Source organism: Kitasatospora sp. NEAU-CNBT7 (assembly GCF_057220535.1).
Genome location: NZ_JBXQQB010000002.1, coordinates 379,442 through 399,666, shown reverse-complemented (window position 1 = coordinate 399,666; position 20,225 = coordinate 379,442). Strand labels below are relative to the sequence as shown.

Here is a 20,225-nt window from a genome sequence, read left to right as displayed (position 1 = left end):
GCGCCGAGGCTCGGTGCGCCATGCGGTCGGACACGGACGGGTGAGCACGAACGGGTGAGCACGGACGGGTGTGCCCGGGCCGGAGGCGGGCAGCCGTAGGGGTGGCGGAGGGGACAGAACCGGAAGGGAACGGGGACGTGAACGCTCAGGAGCCCGCGATGAAGGCCCTCGGCTGGGCCCGGATGCTGCCCGTCGCCAGTGGCGTACGGGCCGGGCGGGTGTGGGCCCGCCGGCATCTCGACGAACTCGGTTGGACCGTGCACGCCCCCGAGACCGCGGACGCGGTCGTCCTCACCGTCTCCGAACTGGTCACCAACGCCCACCTGCACGCGCGCAGCGACGCCGATCTCGTGCTCACCTGGGACGGCACCTGCCTCTACGTCAGCGTGCACGACAGCTCGGCCGTGGCGCCGCGACCGCGCGAGGCCGGGTCCGACGCGACCTCCGGCCGCGGACTGGCGTTGATCGACGCGCTCTCCGACGGCTGGCGCGCCCGGACCGACCGGTCCGGCAAGACCGTCACGGTCTGCTTCCGCCCGCCCGCCCGACCGGGCGGCCCGCGGAGCACGTGATCCGCGCGGCCGGACAGGCCCTACGGGACGAGCGGCAGGGGCGCCGGGGTGCCGCGGTGCCTGCTGGTGTCGGTCAGTACGGCCACCAGGTCCGCGAGGGCGAGGGCGCCCGCGGGGTCGTCGGCGCGGCGGGACAGCCGGCGGATCGGGCCGACCTGGTCGAGCACGACGCCGGCGCGGGCCAGCACGAAGGTGAGGGTCAGGAAGGCCGACCGGGCGTTGCCGTCGTCGAACGGGTGGAAGAAGCAGACGTCGAGGTAGGCGCGGGCGGCCCGGGCGGCGAGCGGGAGCCGGGTGTCGTCGCCCTGGGCCAGGCAGGCCTCGAACCGGCTGCGGGTGTCCGGTGCGATGCCGTACTGCTCGCGGCCCGCCTTGGCGTACGCCGGGCGGGTGCGAAACGCGACGTCCGGTGACCGGAGCAGGTGCCGCTGCCAGCCGGTGAGCAGCTCGCAGGTGAGCGGCGGGCCGCCGGCGGCGTCCGCCCGTACCCGGTGCAGGGCCTCGAGCAGGGCGTCCGCCCGTTCGGGGCTGCGGGCGTGGTCGAAAGAGCGGATGTCGTGGACGGCTCCGTCACGGGCCGGGGTGAACGGGCGGTCGCTCGCGGCGGCGCGGGTCCGGTGCCAGGGGACCGTCTCGCGGACGGTGAGCCAGGTCTGCAGGTGGTCGGGCACGGCTCAGGTGCCGTCGGTGTCGGCGTCGGCGTCGGCCTCGCCGATCGACTGTGCGAGGCGCTGCGCGACGTCGTCCAGCAGGTCGGGTCCGGGTCCGGTCCAGCTCTCGAACCGTCCGCCGATCGCCTCCGCGACCAGGGCCTGCGCCTCGCCCGCCGGCACGCCCCAGCGGGTGAGGAACCAGGTGAGTACCTGCTCGCAGTGCCCGTACCAGGCGTCGCCCGCGCCGGTGCGGTCGACGACCTGGGTGACCAGGTGGACGGCGGCGCGCTCCCACACCTCCTGCCGGTCCCCGGCCGGGACGGTGTCGAGCCGGTGGCGGTCGAACTGCTCCGCCAGCTCCTCCAGCCAGCCGCGCCACTCGCACAGCGCCGTCGCGACCCTGGTGAGGGTTGCGTCCGGGGAGGTGATCGAGTCCCGCGGGCAGCACCAGCTGCCCACCGGTCCGCCGCCGATGTCGCCCTCGTCGTGGGCCCACCGCCAGCCGAGGGCCCAGTCGCCGAAGTGGTCGGCGAGGGCTCCGGTCATGGTGTCCGTCCAGGCCCGGCCCTCGCCGTGGGACCAGCCGATCACGGCCGCGTCGGCGGCGGCTCCGGCGGGCCGGACCGGCACCGTCCGGGCGGGCCCGAGCGCGGCGACCGCGGCGCGGGCCGACGGGCCGTCGAAGGGGTGGGTGCGGGGGTCGACCTCGGCCCAGGTGAGGCCGGAGGGGGACCGGTGGTACGGCAGCGGGTTGGACGGCATCGGGCGAGTCTTCCACAGCGGGCCGCGGCACCCTCAAGGGTTTTCCGGACGGCCCGGGCACCCGTCGCGGGCGGTCCGGACCGGGCCGTCTGCCCGGTTCGCCCGGGCTGCCCGGCCGCCAGGTGCGGTTTCGGGGCCCGAAACCTCCCGATCATGCCCGAGTCCTGCCCGGATCGCTCGCGGCGAGGCCGCCCGGCGGTGCGCCGGACCGGCCTGACCTCAATCGCTTGAGGATTACCTGAGCTTTCACCAATTCGCTTTCCTGGGCCGTTCTGCCCGAACGGTCAAAAGCACTCCCGGGAAAGGGAATTCGCCGCCGGATCGCATTTACAGCGGCGGGTGGGCCGACCTAGAGTCCGTGATGCGAATTGTCGTGCCCACGCACGAAGGAAACGAACTCCCGTGAGCAATCTGCTGGTCAGGCGTGCCCCGCGCGCCGAAAGTCCCGCCATGCCGGACGACGAGGTCGAACTCGCCGAGCCCCCGGTGATGGGCGAGCCCGCCGGAATGGATTTCGGCTCCGCGCTGATGTACCTGCCGATGGGTCTCGGTGCGGGCGCGATGGTGCTGATGTTCTCCGTGCGTTCCGCCGGTGCGACCACCTACATGATGTCCGGAATGATGGGCGTCGCGATGGTGAGTATGACGCTCACCCAGCTCGGGCGCTCCGGCGGTGAGCGCCGGCGCCGCACCCGGGCCGAACGGCGCGACTACCTCCGGTACCTGGCGCAGAAACGGCGGCAGGCCCGGACCGCGGCCGACCGGCAGCGGGCCGCCCTGCTGTGGGACAACCCCGAGCCCGGCGAGCTGTGGGCGCTGGCCCGCGGCCCGCGGCTGTGGGAGCGGCGGCCGAGCCACGAGGACTTCGGGCAGGTCCGGATCGGACTCGGACTGCGCCGCGCGGCCCTGGAGTTCGTCCCGCCGCAGACCAAGCCGGTGGAGGACCTGGAGCCGCTGTCGGCGGTGTCGCTGCGGCGGTTCACCAAGGCGCACCAGACCGTGCGCCGGCTCCCCGTCCCGCTGGCGCTGCGCCGCTTCACCAGCGTGGAGCTGGCCGGGGACGGCGAACCCGCGCTCGACCTGCTGCGCGCCGTGGTGGCCCAACTGGCGGTGCTGCACTCGCCGGACGAGCTGCGGATCGCGCTGCTCGCCGACGAGGCGGGCCGCACGGAGTGGGACTGGCTCAAGTGGCTGCCGCACACCGCGCACCCGGCGCAGCAGGACGCGGCGGGCCCGGTCCGGCTGGCGGCCGGTGACCACGACGAGCTGATGGACCTGCTCGGCCCGGACGTCGCGGACCGGCCGGACCACGATCCGGCGGCGGGCCCCAGCATCGCCGAGCCGTTCGTGGTGGTCGTCGCCCAGGGCGTCCGGCTGCCGGAGTCCTCCCGGCTGCTCCACGGCGGGCTGCGCAACCTGGTGCTGCTGGACGCCACGGGGGCGATGACCGGCGGGCCCAAGGTGCTGCGGCTGAGCGTGCACGGCCGGCAGGTGGAGATCCCCTCCGGCGCCGACACCATCTCCGCGACCGCGGACGCCCTGCTGCCCGCCGAGGCCGAGACCCTGGCCCGCACCCTCGCCCCGCGGCGCACCGGCGGCGCCGTCGACCTGCTCGACCGCCCGCTGGAGCAGGACCTGGAGCTGACCACGCTGCTGGGCATCCGGGACCCGCACCGCTTCGACGTGCCGACGTTCTGGGGTCCGCGGCAGGCGCAGTCCGCCCGGCTGCGGGTGCCGCTCGGGGTGACCGAGGAGGGCGAGGTGGTGGAGCTGGACCTGAAGGAGTCCGCGCAGGGCGGCATGGGGCCGCACGGTCTGCTGATCGGGGCCACCGGGTCCGGGAAGAGCGAGCTGCTGCGCACCCTGGTGCTCGGCCTGGTCGCCACCCACTCCTCCGAGGTGCTCAACCTGGTGCTGGTGGACTTCAAGGGCGGCGCGACCTTCCTCAACCTCGACCGGCTGCCGCACACCTCCGCCGTGATCACCAACCTGGCCGACGAGATCCACCTGGTCGACCGGATGCGCGACTCCATCAACGGCGAGCTGATCCGCCGCCAGGAGCTACTGCGGGAGTCCGGTCACTCCTCGCTGTTCGACTACGAGAAGGCACGTGCCGCGGGGGCCGGGCTGACCCCGCTGCCCTCGCTGCTGATCATCGTCGACGAGTTCTCCGAACTCCTCACCAGCAAGCCCGAGTTCATCGATCTGTTCGTCTCGATCGGACGGCTGGGCCGCAGCCTCGGGGTGCACCTGCTGCTCGCCTCGCAGCGGCTCGACGAGAGCCGCATCCACAAGGTGGAGGGCCACCTGTCCTACCGGCTCGCGCTGCGCACCTTCTCCTCGATGGAGTCCCGCAGCGTGATCGGTGTCGCGGGCGCGTACGAGCTGCCGTCGGCGCCCGGGCACGGCTACCTCAAGGTGGACACCACCAACCTGGTGCGGTTCAAGGCCGCGTACGTGTCCGGACCGGCGCCCGAACCGGCCGGCCCGGACGAGGAGCCGGAGCTCGCCTCCCGGGTCCGCGACGAGGTGACCGCGTTCGGCCTCGACCGGCAGGGCCCGGTGCTGTCCGACCTGCCGGACCCGGCCGGGGAGTCGCTGCGGCCCGGTCCGCGCACCGACCCCGCAGGCGGCGAGCCGGGGGCGGCCGGGGAGTCGTCCGGCCGCGGGAGCCTGCTGGAGGTGCTGGTCGGGCGGCTGGAGGAGAGCGGCCCGCCGGCCCGCCAGGTCTGGCTGCCGCCGCTGACCGAACCGCCCAGCCTGGACCAGCTGCTGCCCGGTATCGTGCCCGACCCGGTGCGCGGGATGAGCGCCGCCGACCACCCGGGTGTGGGGCGCCTCACCGTCCCGCTCGGCACGGTGGACCGGCCGTTCGAGCAGTCCCGCGAACTGCTGGTGGCCGACCTGTCCGGGGCCGACGGCCACCTGGGCCTGGTCGGTGCGCCGCAGACCGGCAAGTCCACCCTGCTGCGCACCCTGGTCCTGTCGCTGGCGCTCACCCACACACCGGAGGAGGTCCAGTTCTACTGCCTGGACTTCGGCGGCGGCGGGCTGGTGTCGATCGCCGGCCTCCCGCACGTCGGGTCGGTCGCCACCCGGCTGGAACGCGACCGGGTGCTGCGCACCGTCGCCGAGCTGACCCAGCTCATGGAGCGCCGGGAGCGGGAGTTCACCGAGCGCGGCCTGGAGTCGATGGCGGCGTACCGGCGGCTGCGCGAGCGGCGCGAGGTGGACGACCCGTACGGCGACGTGTTCCTGGTGGTGGACGGCTGGTTCACGCTGCGTCAGGACTTCGACGACCTGGAGCCGCGGGTGATGGAACTCGCGGTGCGCGGCCTGTCGTTCGGCATCCACCTGGTCGCCTCGGCGGTGCGCTGGTCGGAGATCCGGCCGCGGCTGCGGGACATGCTGGGCACCAAGTTCGAACTGCGGCTCGGTGACGCGCTGGAGTCCGAGGTGGGCAGCCGAATCGCCGCGGCCGTCCCGCACCAGCCGGGCCGCGGCCTGACACCGTCCGGCTACCACTTCCTGGCCGCGCTGCCGCGGCTGGACAGCGACTCGGGAACCGCCGACCTCACCGAGGCGACCAAGGCCGCGGTCGCCGAGATCGGCACCTTCTGGACCGGCCCCAACGCGCCCGGCGTCCGGCTGCTGCCCTCGCGCCTGCCGGTCGAGCAACTCCCGTCCGCCGAGGGCGATCTGCGGATCTGTCTGGGCCTGGACGAACAGCGCCTCGAGCCGGTCTGGCACGACTTCTCGGCCACCGGGCACCTGATGGTGTTCGGCGACGACGAGACCGGCAAGACCAATGCCCTGCGCCTGGCGATCCGGGCCATCACCGACCGGTACACGCCCGAGCAGGCGCGGATCGCGCTGGCCGACCCCGGGCGCGGCCTGCTGGCGATGGTCCCGGAGGAGTACCGGGTCGGCTACGTGGTCGACCGGGAATCGCTCGGGCAGCTCGCCTCCAACACCGTGGTCTCGCTGGGCCGTCGGGTCCCCGGACCCGACATCACGCCCGAACGGCTCGCCCGGCGCGACTGGTGGAGCGGGCCGCTGCTCTTCCTGGTCGTCGACGACTACGACCTGCTGGCCGCGTCCGCGGGCCAGCCCGCGCCGCTGGCCCCGCTGGTGCCGCTGCTGCCGCACGGCCGCGCGATCGGCCTGCACCTGGTCGTCGCCCGCAGTACCTCCGGCGCCGCGCGCGCCATGATGGACCCGGTGCTGCGGCCCCTGTGGGAGCTCGGCAATCCGGCCCTGCTGCTCTCCTACCCCAAGGAGGAGGGCAAGTTCCTCGGCGAGGCGCGGCCGCGCACGCTGCCCGCCGGACGCGCCCAACTCGTCACCCGCCGGTCCGTCCGGCTCGTGCAGACCGGATTGGTGACCGCCCCGTGACCCCCGCACCCCGCACCGCACCCCTGCGCGAACCGTTCGCCGTCCCGGAGGTCTGCCGGATCACCGTGGCGGGCCCGGCCGGCCGCAGCGACCTCGCGATCCCCGTCACCCTCACCGTCTCCGCACTGCAGGCCCTGCTGCTGGACGCCCTGCCCGGCTCCGCCGCCGAACCCGGCTCCGCGTGGGTGCTGCAGCGGCTCGGCGAGGACCCGTTCGACCCGGCCGGTACCGCGCAGAGCCTGGGCCTGCGCGACGGCGACGTGCTGCACCTGCGGCCCGCCGAAGCCGCCCTGCCCGCCCTGCAGTTCGACGACCTCGCCGACGGGGTCGCGCAGGTGGTCACCGACCGGCCCGGCCGCTGGCAGCCGCGCTCCACCCGGCTGCTGGCACTCGCCCTGGCCGCCCTGGCCCTGCTCGCCCTGGCGGCCGCCCTGCTCGGCCGCGGCCCCGGCCCGGCCACCGCCGCGGCCGCGGGAGCCGTCGCGGTGCTCCTGGCCGCCGGCGCCGCGGCCGCCCGGAAGGCGGCCCGCGACCGCGCCGCCGCCCTGGTCACCGGCAGCGGCTCGCTGCTCTTCGGCGCGCTCGCCGGGCTGACGTCGGGCGGCCACCACCCGGACGCGCCGGGCGTGCTGATCGCCGCCGCCGGCGTGGCCGTGCTGTCCGCCCTGCTGCTCGGCCTGCGGGCGCTGCCGGTCGCGGCCGGCGCCGCCGCCCTGGTCGGCGCGGTCTCCGCGGGGGGCGCCGCGGCCCTCGTCCGGCTGACCCACTGGGACACCGGACAGGCGGTCGCGGTCACCGCCGGTGCGGTGTTCGTGCTCGGCCACTTCGGCCCGCGCCTGGCGCTGCGCGCCGCCCGGCTGCGCGCCCCGCAACTGCCCAACAACGCGGAGGAGTTGCAGCAGGACATCGAGCCCGAGCCGCAGGAGCGGGTGGAACGGCGGGTGGCCGTCGCGACCGCCTGCCTCGACGGGCTCGCCGTGGCCGGTGCCCTGGTCCACACCGCGGGCTTCTGGTACCTGGCGCAGCTGCCCGGGTGGACCGGCTGGCTGGTCCCGCTGGTCTTCGGCTCGGCCGTGCTGCTGCGCGCCCGGGGTCTGACCGGCACCGTGCAGCGGGTGGCGGCGGTCCTGTCCGGTACCGCCGGGCTGACCGTCCTGCTCCTGGTCCGGGTCGCCCCGGCCGGGGCGGGGGCGAGGTTCACCGTCCTGGTCCTGCTGCTCGCCGCCACCGCACTGCTGCTGACGGCCGCCCGGCGGCTGCCGGACAGCCGCCCGCTGCCGATCTGGGGCCACACCGGCGACATCCTCGAACTCCTCACCGCGCTGGCCCTGTTCCCACTGCTGCTGCAGACCGTCCACCTCTACGCCGCCGTCCGGGCGCTGTTCAGCTGAGGGGAGGAGACCCGTGCAGACCCGACGCGACCACGTCCAGGCCTACCAGTTCGCCATGGGCAGGCTGGCCACGGCCCTGGTGAGCGGTGACCCCGGGCGCGGCGAGAGCCCGACCAGGCGTGCCGCGCTCGGCACCTTCCTGGGCGCCGGGGTGACCGTCCTGCTGTGCGCCGGCTCCGGCGTGTACGGGCTGATCTCGCCGGTCCCCTCGGCCGGTTGGCGCACCCCCGGCTCCATCGTCCTGGAGCAGCAGACCGGCAACCGCTACCTGTACCTCGACGGCGAGCTGCGCCCGGTGCGCAACCGGGCCTCCGCGCTGCTGCTGGCCGGCAGCGCCACCCCGATGCAGACCGCCGACCGTGCCACGCTGGCCGGCGCCCCGCACGGCGCACCCGTCGGCATCCCCGGCGCGCCGGACGCCGTGCCCGACGCCGCCGGGCTGCTGACCGGCGGCTGGACCCGCTGCCTGCGCCCCGACCTGGCGACCGGCCAGGTCGTGGACTTCGCGCCGCAGGGGCACACCACCCCCGTACCGGCCGACCGGCAGGCCCTGCTGGCCGGGCCCGACGGCAGGCGCTACCTGCTGTTCGGGGGCGTCCGCTACCCGGTGCCCTCCGACAGCGCACTGATCGCCCTCGGCCTCGACGGCGAGCGGGCGGTGCCCGCCGGTCCCGGCTGGCTCGCCGCGCTGCCCGAGGGCGCGCCGCTGGCCGCCCCGGCGGTGCCCGGCGCGGGCGGCCCGGCCGGGCAGGTGGCGGGTGCCGCCGTCACCGTGGGCCAGCTGTTCCGCACCACCACGGGCGGCACCGAGCACCACTACGTGATGCGCTCCGACGGCATCGCCCCGGTCAGCGCCACCGAGGCCGCGCTGCTCGCCGCGGTGCCCGGCGCCCCGGCCGTCCGCCAGGTCGGCGCGGCGGACATGGCGAGCACCCCGCTGTCCACCGCTCCCCCGCCGCCCGACCGCCTGCCCGAGGTCCGCAACGCGCCGCCGGCCGCCGGCGGCGGCCAGGCGCTCTGCCTGGCCCAGACACCCGACGGCGCCGCCCTCGGCACCCAGGTGGTCCTGGAGGACGGCGCCGCGGCCACCGGCGGGCGGACGGTCCTGCTGCCGGCCGACCGCGGGGTCTACGCCGTCGACCAGACCCAGCTCGCGGCCCGGGCCGCGGCCCCGCGCAGCTATCTGATCGACGACCAGGGCACCGCCTACCCGATCGGTGACGGCCCGGCCGCCGCCCAGCTCGGCCTGGCCGGCCGGCCGAGGACCCCGGTACCGGCCGAGCTGCTGGCCGACCTCCCGCAGGGCCCGGCGCTGGACGTCGCGGCCGTCCGGGCCACGCTGGGAGGTCGGTGACCGTGCGGCTGAGGACCCGCCCCCGCCCGGCCCGCCCCGCCGCCTGGGCCCTGCAGTGCCGGGCCGTCGGGCCCGCCCTGCTCGTCCACCCGAAGGGCCGGCCGGACCGGCAGGCCGTGGAGTTCACCGCGGGGCTGGCACCGGACCCGCAGCACACCCCCGTCGTCCTCGACCTGCCGCACGGCGCGCCGCACAGCGTCTGGGACGCGGTGGCCCGGCTGCTGGCCGGGCGGCCCGGCAGCCTGCGGCTGGTCTTCGGGCGCGCCACCCCGGCGGAGGCCCGGTGGGCCGGGCAGCGGATCTCCGACCGGCTGCGGCGGGTCGTGCTGGTCCCCGACGGCCGGCCGGTACCCACCGCGGGCGGCGGCCTGTTCGTCCCGATCGACCACGGCGCCGGCTGGCTCCAGCTGCGCCCGGGCGCGCCCGCCCGGCCGGAGTCGCGCCGCTACCCGCGCCCGATGTGGGAGTTCACCACCCTCGACCGGCCGTGGGCCACCAGCCCGTACGGCGTGGTCGAGTCGGTGCCGTGCGGTGTCTGGCTGCGCGGCGCCCGGCCGACCGCCCTGCTCGACGGGTGGCGCAGGCTGGTGGCGACGCTGCCCACCGACCCGCAGGTGCTGACCGTGGTGCTCGGCAGCCCGGGCGGGCCCGCGGTGCCGCTGGCCGACGCGTTCGGCCTGTGGAACACCGTGCTGCCGTCGGCCCGCCGTCAGGTGCGGTTCGTCCCGTACGGGCCGGTCGCACTGCCCCCCGGGGCCGGTGCGCTCGGCCAGGAGCTGGCGGACGCCTTCGGCGAGCACGTGGTGGTGTGCGCCGGGCTGCCCGTCCTGCCGGCCGGGCACGACGCCCCGCCGGACGTGCGCGGCCTGCTGCCGGACGGCTCCCCGGGCTGGCAGCCGTTCGCCGCGCAGTACCGCTACGCGCCGCGCCGCCACCCGCTCGCCGAGACGGCTCCGCCGGAGCTGCTCGGAGTGCGCAGCCCGCTGCCGGACCTGCCGCAGGTCGGCGGCGGCGTCTTCGAACTGGCCCCCGACACGGTGCTGGAGATCGTGCAGTCCGGGCTGTGGGTGCGTCCGGCGCTGGAGCCGTACGGCGGCAACGACATCCGGCGGCGCCCCGCCCCGTGGGGCCACGCGGCGCTGCTGTACGACCGCAGCGAACCGGCGCGCGCCGAGCGGATGCACGCCTTCGCGCAGGACCTGCTGTGGCGGCTGCCGCCGGAAGCCCGGGACGCCTTCCGGATCGCGCCCGCCGACGCCCCGGGCCTCGCCGCGCCCGCCGACCAGGCCGGTCAGTGGTCGCTCGGCGAGCCGGTGGTGATGGACGACAACGCCCGCCCGGGCACAGCGCCCCGAACGGCTCCGCGGCGGCCCGCGCACCTCGCGTTCTGGGCGACGGCCGACTCCGCGACGGCGAGCGCGACCGACGCCGGACCGGCGGTGCCGGGGACCGCGGTGCCGGGGACTGCGGTGTCCCGGACGGTGGTGTCCGGGACGGCCGGCACCCCGGCGCGGCTCCTCTCGCTCGGTGGTTCGCGGACCCGCCGCCGTGCGGGCGTCCGGCCCGCCGGTGGCACGGTGGAGGACCTCGCGGTGACCGGCTCCCCCGGCACCCGGGCCACGGCACCCGCGGCCGCCGGGGGTACCGCGCCGGTCGTACCGGCCCTGCCCTCGGTCCCCTCCGCGTCGACCGCGCCGGGCCATCCCACGGTGCCCGCGCGGCCCTCCGGGGCCCTGCTCAGCTCCGCCGGGCCGGCGTCCGGCGCAGGCGGCATCCCCGGTACACCCGGCACGCAGGGCACGGCTTTGCCGCAGGTGACGTCGGCAGCGACGTCCGTGGCGGGCGGGCCGCCGGTCGCCCTGGCGGACGGGCGGTCGACCGTCCCCGCGCCGATCGCCCCCGCGGCGGCCGTCGGACCGACCGGGCCGACGCACCCGGAGGTCCAGGGACCGGCCGACCCGTTCGGCACCCGCATGGTGAACTCCGCCGACACCGACACCCAGACCGACGCCGGGTCCACCGGAAAGGCCGGGCCGGACCCGGCCGACCGGCGGGCCGCCCGCGAGGAGCCGACGCCCGCGGCCGCGGGCCCGGACAGCCCGGGGCCGGTCCCCGAGCCCGTCCCCGCACCGCCGGCGCCCCCGGCCGACCCTCCGGCCGACGCCCCGGCCCCCCTCCCCGCGGCCGAAGCGGCACCGCCGCTGCCGCCGACACCGGGACCCTCCGAGCCGTCCGAGCCGGCGGAGCCACCGGCGCCACCGGAGGCACCTGCACCGCCCGCGCCACCGCCCGCGCCACCGGCCGCCCGTCCGGCGCGCCTGCCCGGCATCCGGCTGGAGTCGCTCGCCCTGCCGGAGCCGGCCTCCGCCGCGCCGCGCGCCGTACCGGACCGGTCCCTGTCCCCGGCCGCCGTACCGGTCCCCGCCCCCGCTGCCGCCTCCGCGGTCCGGGTGCAACCGGTGCCCGCGGCGGACGCGAGCGCCGTACCGCACGAGCGCGGGATGGCCCGGGAACGGGAGTGGGTGTGGCGCACCTTCGCCCGGCAGTTCAACGCGGCCTCCGGCACGGTGTCCCGGGTGCTGTCCGAGTCACCGGGGCTGCGCGGCACCACCCGGGCGGAGGAGAGCGACGCCTTCACCGACCTCGCCGCCCTGCGGCTCTACCTCACGGGCGACGGACCGGCCCTCGACGCCGCCGTCCGGACGGCGACCGTCGGGCCGCACGTGCCGCTGGCCCGCTGCGTGGCGTCAGGTCTGCGGCGCCTGCCGTCCCACCGGGGCGCGACGCTGCTGCGCGCCGCCCTGCACCCGTCCGAACGGGCCTGGTACCGCGAGGGCGACGTGCTGACCGAGTGGGCCTTCTGCACCGCGTGGGCCCGCACCGCGGAGCCGGTGACCGGCGCGACCGACTTCCTGATCTGGTCGCTGACGGCCCGCCGGACCGCCCTGCTCGCCCCGGCCGCCCCGGACCGGGTGGTGTTCCCGCCCGGGACGAGGTTCCGGGTGCTGGGCTCCGACGACCAGGACCGACTGCTGCTGCGCGAACTCTCCGCCTCGGAGGGCTCGGAGAACAGGAAGACGAACGTGCCACTCGACGAGATCGCCCTCGACGGCCTGGCCCGGGCCGCCGACGGCCCCGCCTCGCCCGCCCGCACGGGCGGCGACGCCGGACCGACCCCGCTGCCGCCGGGCACCGCGCCCGGTCTGCTCCCCCGCACCGCGCCGAAGGCGGTGGCTGCATGAGCCGGCGGCTGCTGGTCTCCCGGGAACGCCCGGGTGCCTACCCCACCATCGCCGCGGCACTGGCCGACGCGGTCGACGGGGCCCTGATCACGGTGGCCGCGGGCCGGTACGAGGAGGCGCTCACCGTCACCAGGCCGGTGACGCTGGCCGCCGAGGACGGCGACGGCCCGGTGGTGCTGCACGCGGCCACCGGCAGCACCGTGGTGCTGGACGCCGAGGCGGTGCGCCTGTCCGGTCTCGAACTCTCCGGCGCCGACGCCGAGGCACCGGTGCTGGAGGTGCGGCGCGGTCAGGCGGCGCTGGACGGCTGCCGGCTGTCCGGTGAGTCCTGGGCCGCCGTCCTGGCCTGGCAGGACGGCGTCCTGGCGCTGCGGGCCTGCGAGGTGTCCAACGCCCGGGGCGCCGGCATCGTGGTGACCTCGGCCGGCGCGAACCTGGTGGAGCAGTGCGTCCTCACCGACATCGCCTCCTCCGCGTTCGTCATCGCCGAGCACGGCGAACTGACGGTCCGCGACTGCTCGTTGGTCCGGCCGCGGGGCAACGGGATCTGCGTCAACGGCCGTGGCGCCGTGGTGGTCGAGGGCGGCCGGATCGAGGGCAGCGGAAAGCCGGCCGTCGCGGTGGAACAGGATGGCCGGGCCAGCCTCAGCAACCTCACCGTCAGCGGCAGTTCGACGCTGGACGCCTATCTGACCGGCCAGGGCGCCACGGTCCTGACCGACTGCTCGTTCACCGGCTCCCGGGGCACCTCGGTGCACGTCGGCGCCGGGGCCAGGCCCGTGCTCCGCGGCTGTGGGATCGGCCCGGCCGCCGACGGCGGGATCCGGGTCGGCGAGGGGTCCGTGGCCCGGCTGGAGGGCTGCCGGATCGTCGGAACGCCGGTCGGCCTGCTGGTGGAGGGCGGCTCCGAGGCGGTCTGCGACAAGAGCTCCTTCACCGGGACGACCACCGCCGCGGTGTCCGTGACCGACGCCGGCCGGCTGTCGGCCCGCGAGACGGAGGTCGAACTCGAGCGCGGGTCCGGGCTCGTGCTGGCCGAGGGGGCCACCGCCGAACTGGACGGCGTGCGGGTGCTCGCCACCGGCGGGGACGCGGCCCTGTCCCTGGACACCGGTGCCCGCGCCGAGTTGAACTCCTCCCTGCTGCGCGGCAGTTCCGCGCTGGTCGGCGACGGCGCCCGACTGGACTGCCGGGACAGCGAGTTCACCGGATCCGGCGGGGACGGCATCCGGGTCGCCGAGGGCGGCTCGCTCACCGCGGTCGGCTGCCGGATCACCGGGGCCCGCCGCCACGGCGTCCAGCTGCAGCCCTCCGCGCGGGCGGAGCTGGACAACTGCGCGGTGTGCGACAACGGCGCCGACGGGGTGCGCTCCGCGACGGACGGTCCGGTGCGGATCCACGACTGCGAGATCCGCGGCAACGCCGGCGCGGCCGTCGGCCGGGCCCGCGGTGCCGGGGAGCCGGACGTCGCCCGGCTGGACACCGACGGCGGCGGCCCGCCGCCGGACGCGGCCGGCGACGGCCTGCCCGCCGCCCCGGCGGCCCCCGGTGCGGCGGAGGGGTCGGGCCTGGGCACCGGCCCGCTGGCCGACCTGGACGCCCTGGTCGGGCTGGAGAGCGTCAAGCGCGAGGTCACCGGCCTGATCAACGTCAACAAGCTGGCCCAGCGGCGGCAGGAGATGGGCCTGCCGATGCCGCCGATGAGCCGCCACCTGGTCTTCGCGGGCCCGCCGGGGACCGGCAAGACCACCGTGGCCCGGCTGTACGGGGCGGTGCTGGCCGAACTGGGCATCCTCAGCCAGGGCCACATCGTCGAGGTGGCGCGGGCCGACCTGGTGGCGCAGATCATCGGCGGCACCGCGATCAAGACCACCGAGGTCGTGAAGAAGGCCCTCGGCGGTGTGCTCTTCATCGACGAGGCCTACACCCTGACCAACCAGTCCCGCGGCACCGGGCCGGACTTCGGCCAGGAGGCCGTCGAGACGCTGATGAAGCTGATGGAGGACCACCGCGACGAGATCGTGGTCATCGTCGCCGGGTACTCGGCGCAGATGGAGCAGTTCCTCGCCTCCAACCCCGGCATGGCCTCGCGCTTCTCCCGGACCGTCGAGTTCCCCAACTACAGCTCCGACGAGCTGGTCACCATCGTCCAGGGCCTGTGCGGCAAGCACTACTACGAGCCCGACGAGGACGCGGTGGCGGCGCTGCACCGCTACTTCGAGGAGGTGCCGAAGAGCGCCACCTTCGGCAACGGCCGGGTCGCCCGGCAGGTCTTCGAGGAGATGATCAACCGGCAGGCCTCCCGGCTGGCCACGGAACCTCCGGACAGCGACCGGGAGTTGTCCCGCCTGACCGGCTCCGACGTGATCACCGTACCGTCCGCACAGGCCGACCCGGGGGCCCCGATCGAACCGACCGAACCGGTCGAACCGGCCGAACCGGAGGCGTCGGACGCGCCGGGCCGGCCGGTCGCACCGGTCGCACCCGTCTTGCCCGTCACACCCGCCGCACCCGCCTCACCCGCCTCACCCGTCGCACCGGAGCCGTCGACCGGGCCCGCCGCGGGCCGGTCCGCGCTGGACCGCCTCGCCGCCATGACCGGCGCCGACGAGGCCCGGGCCGCGCTGCGCGAACGGCTGCTGCTGATCGCGCAGGCCCGCCGGGCGGGCACCCCGACCGGCCCCACCCCGCACCTGGTGATCCAGGGTGCACCGGGCAGCGGACGCCGGGCCCTGGCCCGGGTGTACGCCCACGCCCTCACCGAACTCGGCCTGCTGGCCACCGGTTCGACCACCCACCTGGCGCTGTCGGCGGTGCCGGCCCGCTGGCCGGAGCAGCCGCTGCTGCGGCTGACGGCGGCGCTGGCCGACGCCGCGGGCGGGGTGCTGGTGGCCGAGGCGGACCCGGCGTTCACCGGGCGCCGGCCCGAGGAGTGCGACGCCGTCCTCGCGGCGCTGGCCACCGCGGCCAGGAGCGCCGAGGGCACCGTGCTGGTGCTGACCGGCAGCGCCCCGTACCTGATCGACACCCTGCGCGGCCGGGCCGAGCTGGCCGGGGCCTTCGCGCAGTACGTCGAGCTCGCCGACTGCACGGCCGGGCACGCGCTGGAGCTGACGCTCCGCCATCTGTCGTCCTACGGGATGCGCCTGGACGAGGAGGCGAGCGCCGCACTGGCCGCCGCCCTCGACGCACAGCCCGCGCAGCGCACCGCGTACGCGGCGCACCGGCTGGCCGAGCGGATCGCCGCCACCGCGCACGGACGCACGGTCACCCTGGCCGACCTCACACGTCCTCCGGCGGGCCCCGGCTCCCGCCCCGAGGCTGAACGACCCCAGCCGGAACCCGTACCCGCACACTCTTGAGAGGAAGCGCCATGGCACAGCAGCTCACCCAGGTCGAACTGGCGGGCATGACCGCCGCCCAGGGCACGTTCCAGCACGCGGTGGACGCCGCGACCAACTCGTACGCCAACGTCGAGGGCCAGGTGGAGGCGCTCGCCGCCAGCTGGACCGGCGAGGCCGCCAACATCTACCACCAGGCCATGCAGCAGTGGCTGGCCGACTTCCGGAACCTCAACCAGGCGCTCACCAGGATGCTGGAGACGCTGGCCGAGAACACCCACGTGTACGCCAACACGCACCAGAACACCGCGGACGTGGCCCACCAGGTCGCGCAGCAGGTCAGCGCGGGCTCGGGCCTCGTCGGCTTCCCGCTCTGACCACGCCACCACCCCACCCCCGAACCGAGGAGACATCAGCATGAGCACGTACCGGGTCCAGATGGAGCAGGTCGAGATCGTCGTCGGCGAGATGACCGCCATCACCCAGCGGATCAACCAGACGCTGGCCGACCTCGACAGCCAGTCCGCGGTGCACCTCGCCGAGTGGACCAGCGCCGCGCAGAGCACCTACGCGCAGGTCAAGGCCCAGTGGGACAGCGCCGCGGCGGACATGACCGAGAAGGCCGCCAACGCCGCCAACATGCTGGGCACCATCAACGAGTACTACTTCTACGGCGAGCGCTCCGGCGTCCAGCTCTGGTCGTGACCCGCGGATGGCCGACAGCAAGCAGGACATCGAGTACCTCAAGAACGGCGGCTCGTCCTCGGGCGGCGGTTCCTCGTCGGGCGGCGGCAGCGGCGGCACCCTGAAGCACCCCAACGCGTTCGGCGGCGACACCTCGGTCGCGGCCGGGCACGGTCACTACGACACCTCGTCGGGGTTCACCGCGCCGACCGTCCCGCCGCCGCCGGGGAAGACGGGCACCGGGACCACGGTGGACACGGCCTCGCTGGACAAGTTCGCCGACAACATCGCCACGCTCATCGCCCCGGTGGATGCGGCGAAGAAGGTGCTCCAGCCGATCGGTGTGCACCCGGGCAACTTCTACCACGCCGCGATGATCCGGCAGAAGGTCAACGGTCTGGACGAGGACGCCGGCCTCAAGGCCGAGTGCCTCACGGCGCTCACCGACCTCGGTCACGCACTCGGTGATCTGCGCGACGGCGTGAGGAAGTTGAGCGGCCAGTACAAGACCATCGAGGACGCCAACAAGATGACCGCCAAGGACCTCCACCAAGCCATGGCGGAGGCGAGCGGGAAGTTCAACACGTTCATCGACGACGCGGGCGGCGATCCCGCCAGCGGCCCGGCCGCCGGCCCCGCCGGTGGTGCTGGCGACGGCGCGGGCGACGGCGGCGGTCACGGGACGGGCGGCACCGGCGGCGGCAGCGCCGGCGGTGACGGCCGCACCACCGGAAAGCACGACTGATCGGCGCGCGGTCCGCCGCCGCCCCCGGGGTGCGGGGGCGGCGGCGGGCGGTGCGCACACAGGGACCAGGAGGGGTCAATGGGAGACAAGAGCACGGACACCGGCAGCAGCGACAACGACTTCACCACGGACGACAAGGGCGTCCTCTTCGGCAATCCCACCGGTGGCAGCTTCCACGTCCAGGACTACGAGACGTGGGACTGGCACCACATCCAGGCCGCGATCATCGGCATGAGCAACGGGGTGTCCGACGAGGCCAACCTCTCGCAGGCCAAGTCGGTGGCCGATCCCCAGTCGCTGCAGCACGCGGCCGACGCCTTCTACCAGGTCCAGCAGGTCTTCGAGGGTATCTCCCAGTCCCTGGCCGACCAGGGCAACGCGCTGGCGGGCAAGGACGGTGTGTGGGCCGGGGACGCCGCCGACAGCTTCCTGGACATGATCACGTTGTTCTCCCGGCAGGTCGGCGCGGTCGCCGAGAAGATCTCGGGCGGGGACTCCGGCGGGAACTCCGTCCCGCAGCAGCTGGCCGACAACGCGGTCAACCTGCGCAACGCCCAGAACAAGATCATCGAGATCGACAACTGGTACGCCAACCAGGCGGACCTGATGGGCTACCACGCGATGTCCAACGGCCTGGTACCGGTCAGCAAGGCACCCGGCGTGGTCGAGCTGATGAACCATGACATGCGGCAGGTCCTGAAGAGTCTCGCCTCCGAGTACCAGGTCACCATCGACAAGATCTCGTCGCCGAACCCCATCACCTCTCCGCTGGGCGGGGGTGGCGGCGGCTCCGGCCAGCCGAACCCCAGCGATCTGGCGAACCTCGCGAAGGCCGACGGCTCCAAGGGCGCCGACAAGGCGGCACTCGGGGCGGAGCCCTCCCCCACCAAGCTCGACGCGCTGAAGCTGCCGAACCCGGGTGCCGCCGGCAGCGGGCTCGGCGGCGGTCCGGGCGGGTCGAAGGCGGCCGTGACCCCCTTCGAAGGCGGCCTGGCCACCAAGGGCGCCGGCTCCCTCGGCGGCGCACCCTCGCTGTCCGGGGCCGGCGGCCCGCTCGATCTCGCCGGCCCCGCGGCGTTCCCCGACGGCACGGGCACCGGCGGGCCGGGCGCGCTCGACGGACTCGGCGGGCTCGACGGACTCGGCGGGCTCGGTGGGCTCGGCACGGGTGCGCTCCGGGCCGCGGACGCCGACCCGTTCGCCGGGGGGACCGGCACCGACGGCACCGGGAAGCTCGGCAGCGTCTCCCCCCTGCCGCCGTTCGGCACCGGCGGTACCGATGGCACCGGGGGCCTCGGCGGCCTCGGCTCCGGGGTGCCGCTGCCGGGCGCGTTCCCCGGCGGCACCGGCCTGGGCGGCACCGGCACCGTGGGCGCCGGGACGGGCGGCATCGGCACGGGCGGCATCGGCGACAGCCTCGGCACGGCCGACCCGGGCACCTGGTCGTCGCCGCCCCCCGTCGGCGCGTTCCCCGGCGGCACCGGCATCGGCGGTACCGGGAGCCTGGGCAGCGGCCTCACCGGCGGAAAGCCCGCCACCTTCCCCGGCGGCCTCGGCACCGGCGGTACCGGAGGGCTGGGCAGCGGGGCGGGCGCCGGAAAGCCCGCCGCGTTCCCCGGCGACCTCAGCACCTCCTCCGGGCTGCCCACCGCTCTCCCGGGCCTGTCCACGGGCTCCGAGTTCCCCGGCCTCGGGCAGGCGGGGGTGCCGTTCCCCGGGAGCCTGACCACCGGTGGCCTGGGCGGCGCGGGCATGCCGTTCCCGCCGGGCCTCGGCGGCGGTGCGCAGCCCGCCGCCGTCAACTCCGAACGCAGCGACGCCTCCGGCCTGCTCGACCACAACGCCGAACCCTGGGCCGGGTCCACCGACGTCGGCGACGACCTCGGCTCCCACCTCGGCACCGCCACCGGCGGCGAAGGCCTCACCCTGCCCACCGGCGCCGAAGGCCTCACCCTCCCGGCCGGTGGCGAAGGCCTCCACGAGCCCACCCTCTCCGGCGCGGGCATGCACTTCCCGCCGGGCCTCGGCGGTGGCGCCCAGCCCGCCGCCGCCAACACCGAACGCAGCGACGCCTCCGGCCTGCTCGACCACAACGCCGAACCCTGGGCCGGGTCCACCGACGTCGGCGACGACCTCGCCACCCACCTCGGCACCGCCACCGGCGGCGAAGGCCTCACCCTGCCCAGCGGCGCCGAAGGCCTCACCCTCCCGGCCGGTGGCGAAGGCCTCCACGAGCCCACCCTCTCCGGCGCGGGCATGCCCTTCCCGCCGGGCCTCGGCAGTGGCGCCCAGCCCGCCGCAACCAACACCGAACGCAGCGACGCCTCCGGCCTGTTGGAGCAGGACGCCGAGCCGTGGACCGCCGGGACCGAAGGTACCGCCGCCGAGGCGGGCACCGCGGCCGGCGGCGAGGGCCTGACCCTGCCCTTCCTCCCCGCCCAGGCCGCCGCGGCGCTCGAACGGGAGCGTGACGGTGACCGGGAGCGCCGCGAGGCGGCTGCCATCGCGCTCACCATCGGCGAGGCCGCCGCGCTCTGGGCCGGGAGCGGCTCCCGACCGGGGGCCGGTCCCGACGACGAGAACTCCGCGGAGTCCGGGCCCGCAGCCACCGCCGAGGACCCGGCGGAGGAAGGCGCCGGTGCCGGGCAGGCGACCGCTGCGGTCGCCCTGCCCGCGGCCGCCGCCGACGGGGAGCCGGACACGGGCTGGGACGTCGCCGGTGCCGCGTTCGCGCCGCTGCTCTGGGCGGCCTCCACCGAGGAGGAGGCGGAGGTCACCGCCGACGGCCCCGCCACCGCCGACGAGGGCACCTGGGGGGTGCCGGCCGCCGAGCCGTCGTTCGCCACCTGGCAGCCCAACCGCACCGGCGAGGCCGCCGCGACCCCCGCGGCAGCCGCCCTCGCCGGAGCCGCGCTGTCCTGCTCCACCGAGGACATCGCACCCGATCCCGAGGAGGAGCCCGCCGAGGCGGCGCAGGAGGAGGCCCCGGTACGCGGCGCCGCCGACCTGCTCGTCCAGGAGCGCGACCTGTGGGGCGCCTCGGACGCCCCGGGCCTCGGCGCCATCATCTGACCAGAGCCGGAAGA

Annotated in this window: 12 protein-coding genes; 10 read left to right on the top strand and 2 right to left on the bottom strand. The window is 76.1% G+C overall.

The genetic code is table 11. The annotated features are described in order from the left end of the window. The first annotated feature begins 137 nt into the window (after nucleotides 1-137). Nucleotides 138-572 (top strand): ATP-binding protein, encoded by a 435-nt coding sequence (locus AC2TEW_RS04560; protein WP_484621976.1) that lies wholly within the window; start codon nucleotides 138-140, stop codon nucleotides 570-572. 20 nt (nucleotides 573-592) lie between these two features. Here the strand turns inward: AC2TEW_RS04560 and AC2TEW_RS04555 are convergent, their stop codons facing one another. Together AC2TEW_RS04555 and AC2TEW_RS04550 are read right to left on the bottom strand one after the other, a co-directional pair. Further along, complete coding sequence (locus AC2TEW_RS04555; RefSeq protein ID WP_484621975.1) at nucleotides 593-1,243, bottom strand: Fic family protein; 651 nt, start codon at nucleotides 1,241-1,243, stop codon at nucleotides 593-595. 3 nt (nucleotides 1,244-1,246) lie between these two features. Next, nucleotides 1,247-1,987 (bottom strand): hypothetical protein, encoded by a 741-nt coding sequence (locus tag AC2TEW_RS04550; protein ID WP_484621974.1) that lies wholly within the window; start codon nucleotides 1,985-1,987, stop codon nucleotides 1,247-1,249. A 402-nt stretch (nucleotides 1,988-2,389) separates the two neighbouring features. Between AC2TEW_RS04550 and eccCa the strand changes: the two genes are divergently transcribed. The 9 genes from eccCa to AC2TEW_RS04505 all read left to right on the top strand — a co-directional run bounded on the left by eccCa (nucleotide 2,390) and on the right by AC2TEW_RS04505 (nucleotide 20,211). Continuing rightward, a complete protein-coding gene (gene eccCa / locus AC2TEW_RS04545; RefSeq protein ID WP_484621973.1) occupies nucleotides 2,390-6,382 on the top strand; it encodes a type VII secretion protein EccCa in 3,993 nt (1,330 codons plus the stop codon). Continuing rightward, nucleotides 6,379-7,773 (top strand): type VII secretion integral membrane protein EccD, encoded by a 1,395-nt coding sequence (gene eccD, locus AC2TEW_RS04540; RefSeq protein WP_484621972.1) that lies wholly within the window; start codon nucleotides 6,379-6,381, stop codon nucleotides 7,771-7,773. The genes eccCa and eccD overlap by 4 nt, the downstream gene beginning before the upstream one ends. A gap of 13 nt (nucleotides 7,774-7,786) precedes the next feature. Continuing rightward, complete coding sequence (eccB, locus tag AC2TEW_RS04535) at nucleotides 7,787-9,127, top strand: type VII secretion protein EccB (protein WP_484621971.1); 1,341 nt, start codon at nucleotides 7,787-7,789, stop codon at nucleotides 9,125-9,127. A gap of 2 nt (nucleotides 9,128-9,129) precedes the next feature. Then, a complete protein-coding gene (locus tag AC2TEW_RS04530; RefSeq protein WP_484621970.1) occupies nucleotides 9,130-12,369 on the top strand; it encodes an amino acid adenylation domain-containing protein in 3,240 nt (1,079 codons plus the stop codon). Further along, nucleotides 12,366-15,731: a right-handed parallel beta-helix repeat-containing protein gene (locus tag AC2TEW_RS04525; RefSeq protein ID WP_484621969.1), complete on the top strand. Its 3,366-nt coding sequence runs from the start codon at nucleotides 12,366-12,368 to the stop codon at nucleotides 15,729-15,731. Before AC2TEW_RS04530 ends, AC2TEW_RS04525 begins: the two co-directional genes overlap by 4 nt. Nucleotides 15,732-15,742: 11 nt before the next feature. Next, nucleotides 15,743-16,087 (top strand): WXG100 family type VII secretion target, encoded by a 345-nt coding sequence (locus AC2TEW_RS04520; protein ID WP_484621968.1) that lies wholly within the window; start codon nucleotides 15,743-15,745, stop codon nucleotides 16,085-16,087. A gap of 40 nt (nucleotides 16,088-16,127) precedes the next feature. Beyond that, nucleotides 16,128-16,415 carry a WXG100 family type VII secretion target gene (locus AC2TEW_RS04515; protein ID WP_484621967.1) on the top strand — a complete coding sequence of 96 codons (288 nt, stop codon included), beginning with the start codon at nucleotides 16,128-16,130 and terminating at the stop codon, nucleotides 16,413-16,415. 7 nt (nucleotides 16,416-16,422) lie between these two features. Beyond that, nucleotides 16,423-17,139 carry a hypothetical protein gene (locus tag AC2TEW_RS04510; protein WP_484621966.1) on the top strand — a complete coding sequence of 239 codons (717 nt, stop codon included), beginning with the start codon at nucleotides 16,423-16,425 and terminating at the stop codon, nucleotides 17,137-17,139. A 78-nt stretch (nucleotides 17,140-17,217) separates the two neighbouring features. Next, complete coding sequence (locus tag AC2TEW_RS04505) at nucleotides 17,218-20,211, top strand: WXG100 family type VII secretion target (protein WP_484621965.1); 2,994 nt, start codon at nucleotides 17,218-17,220, stop codon at nucleotides 20,209-20,211. Nucleotides 20,212-20,225 lie beyond the last annotated feature (14 nt).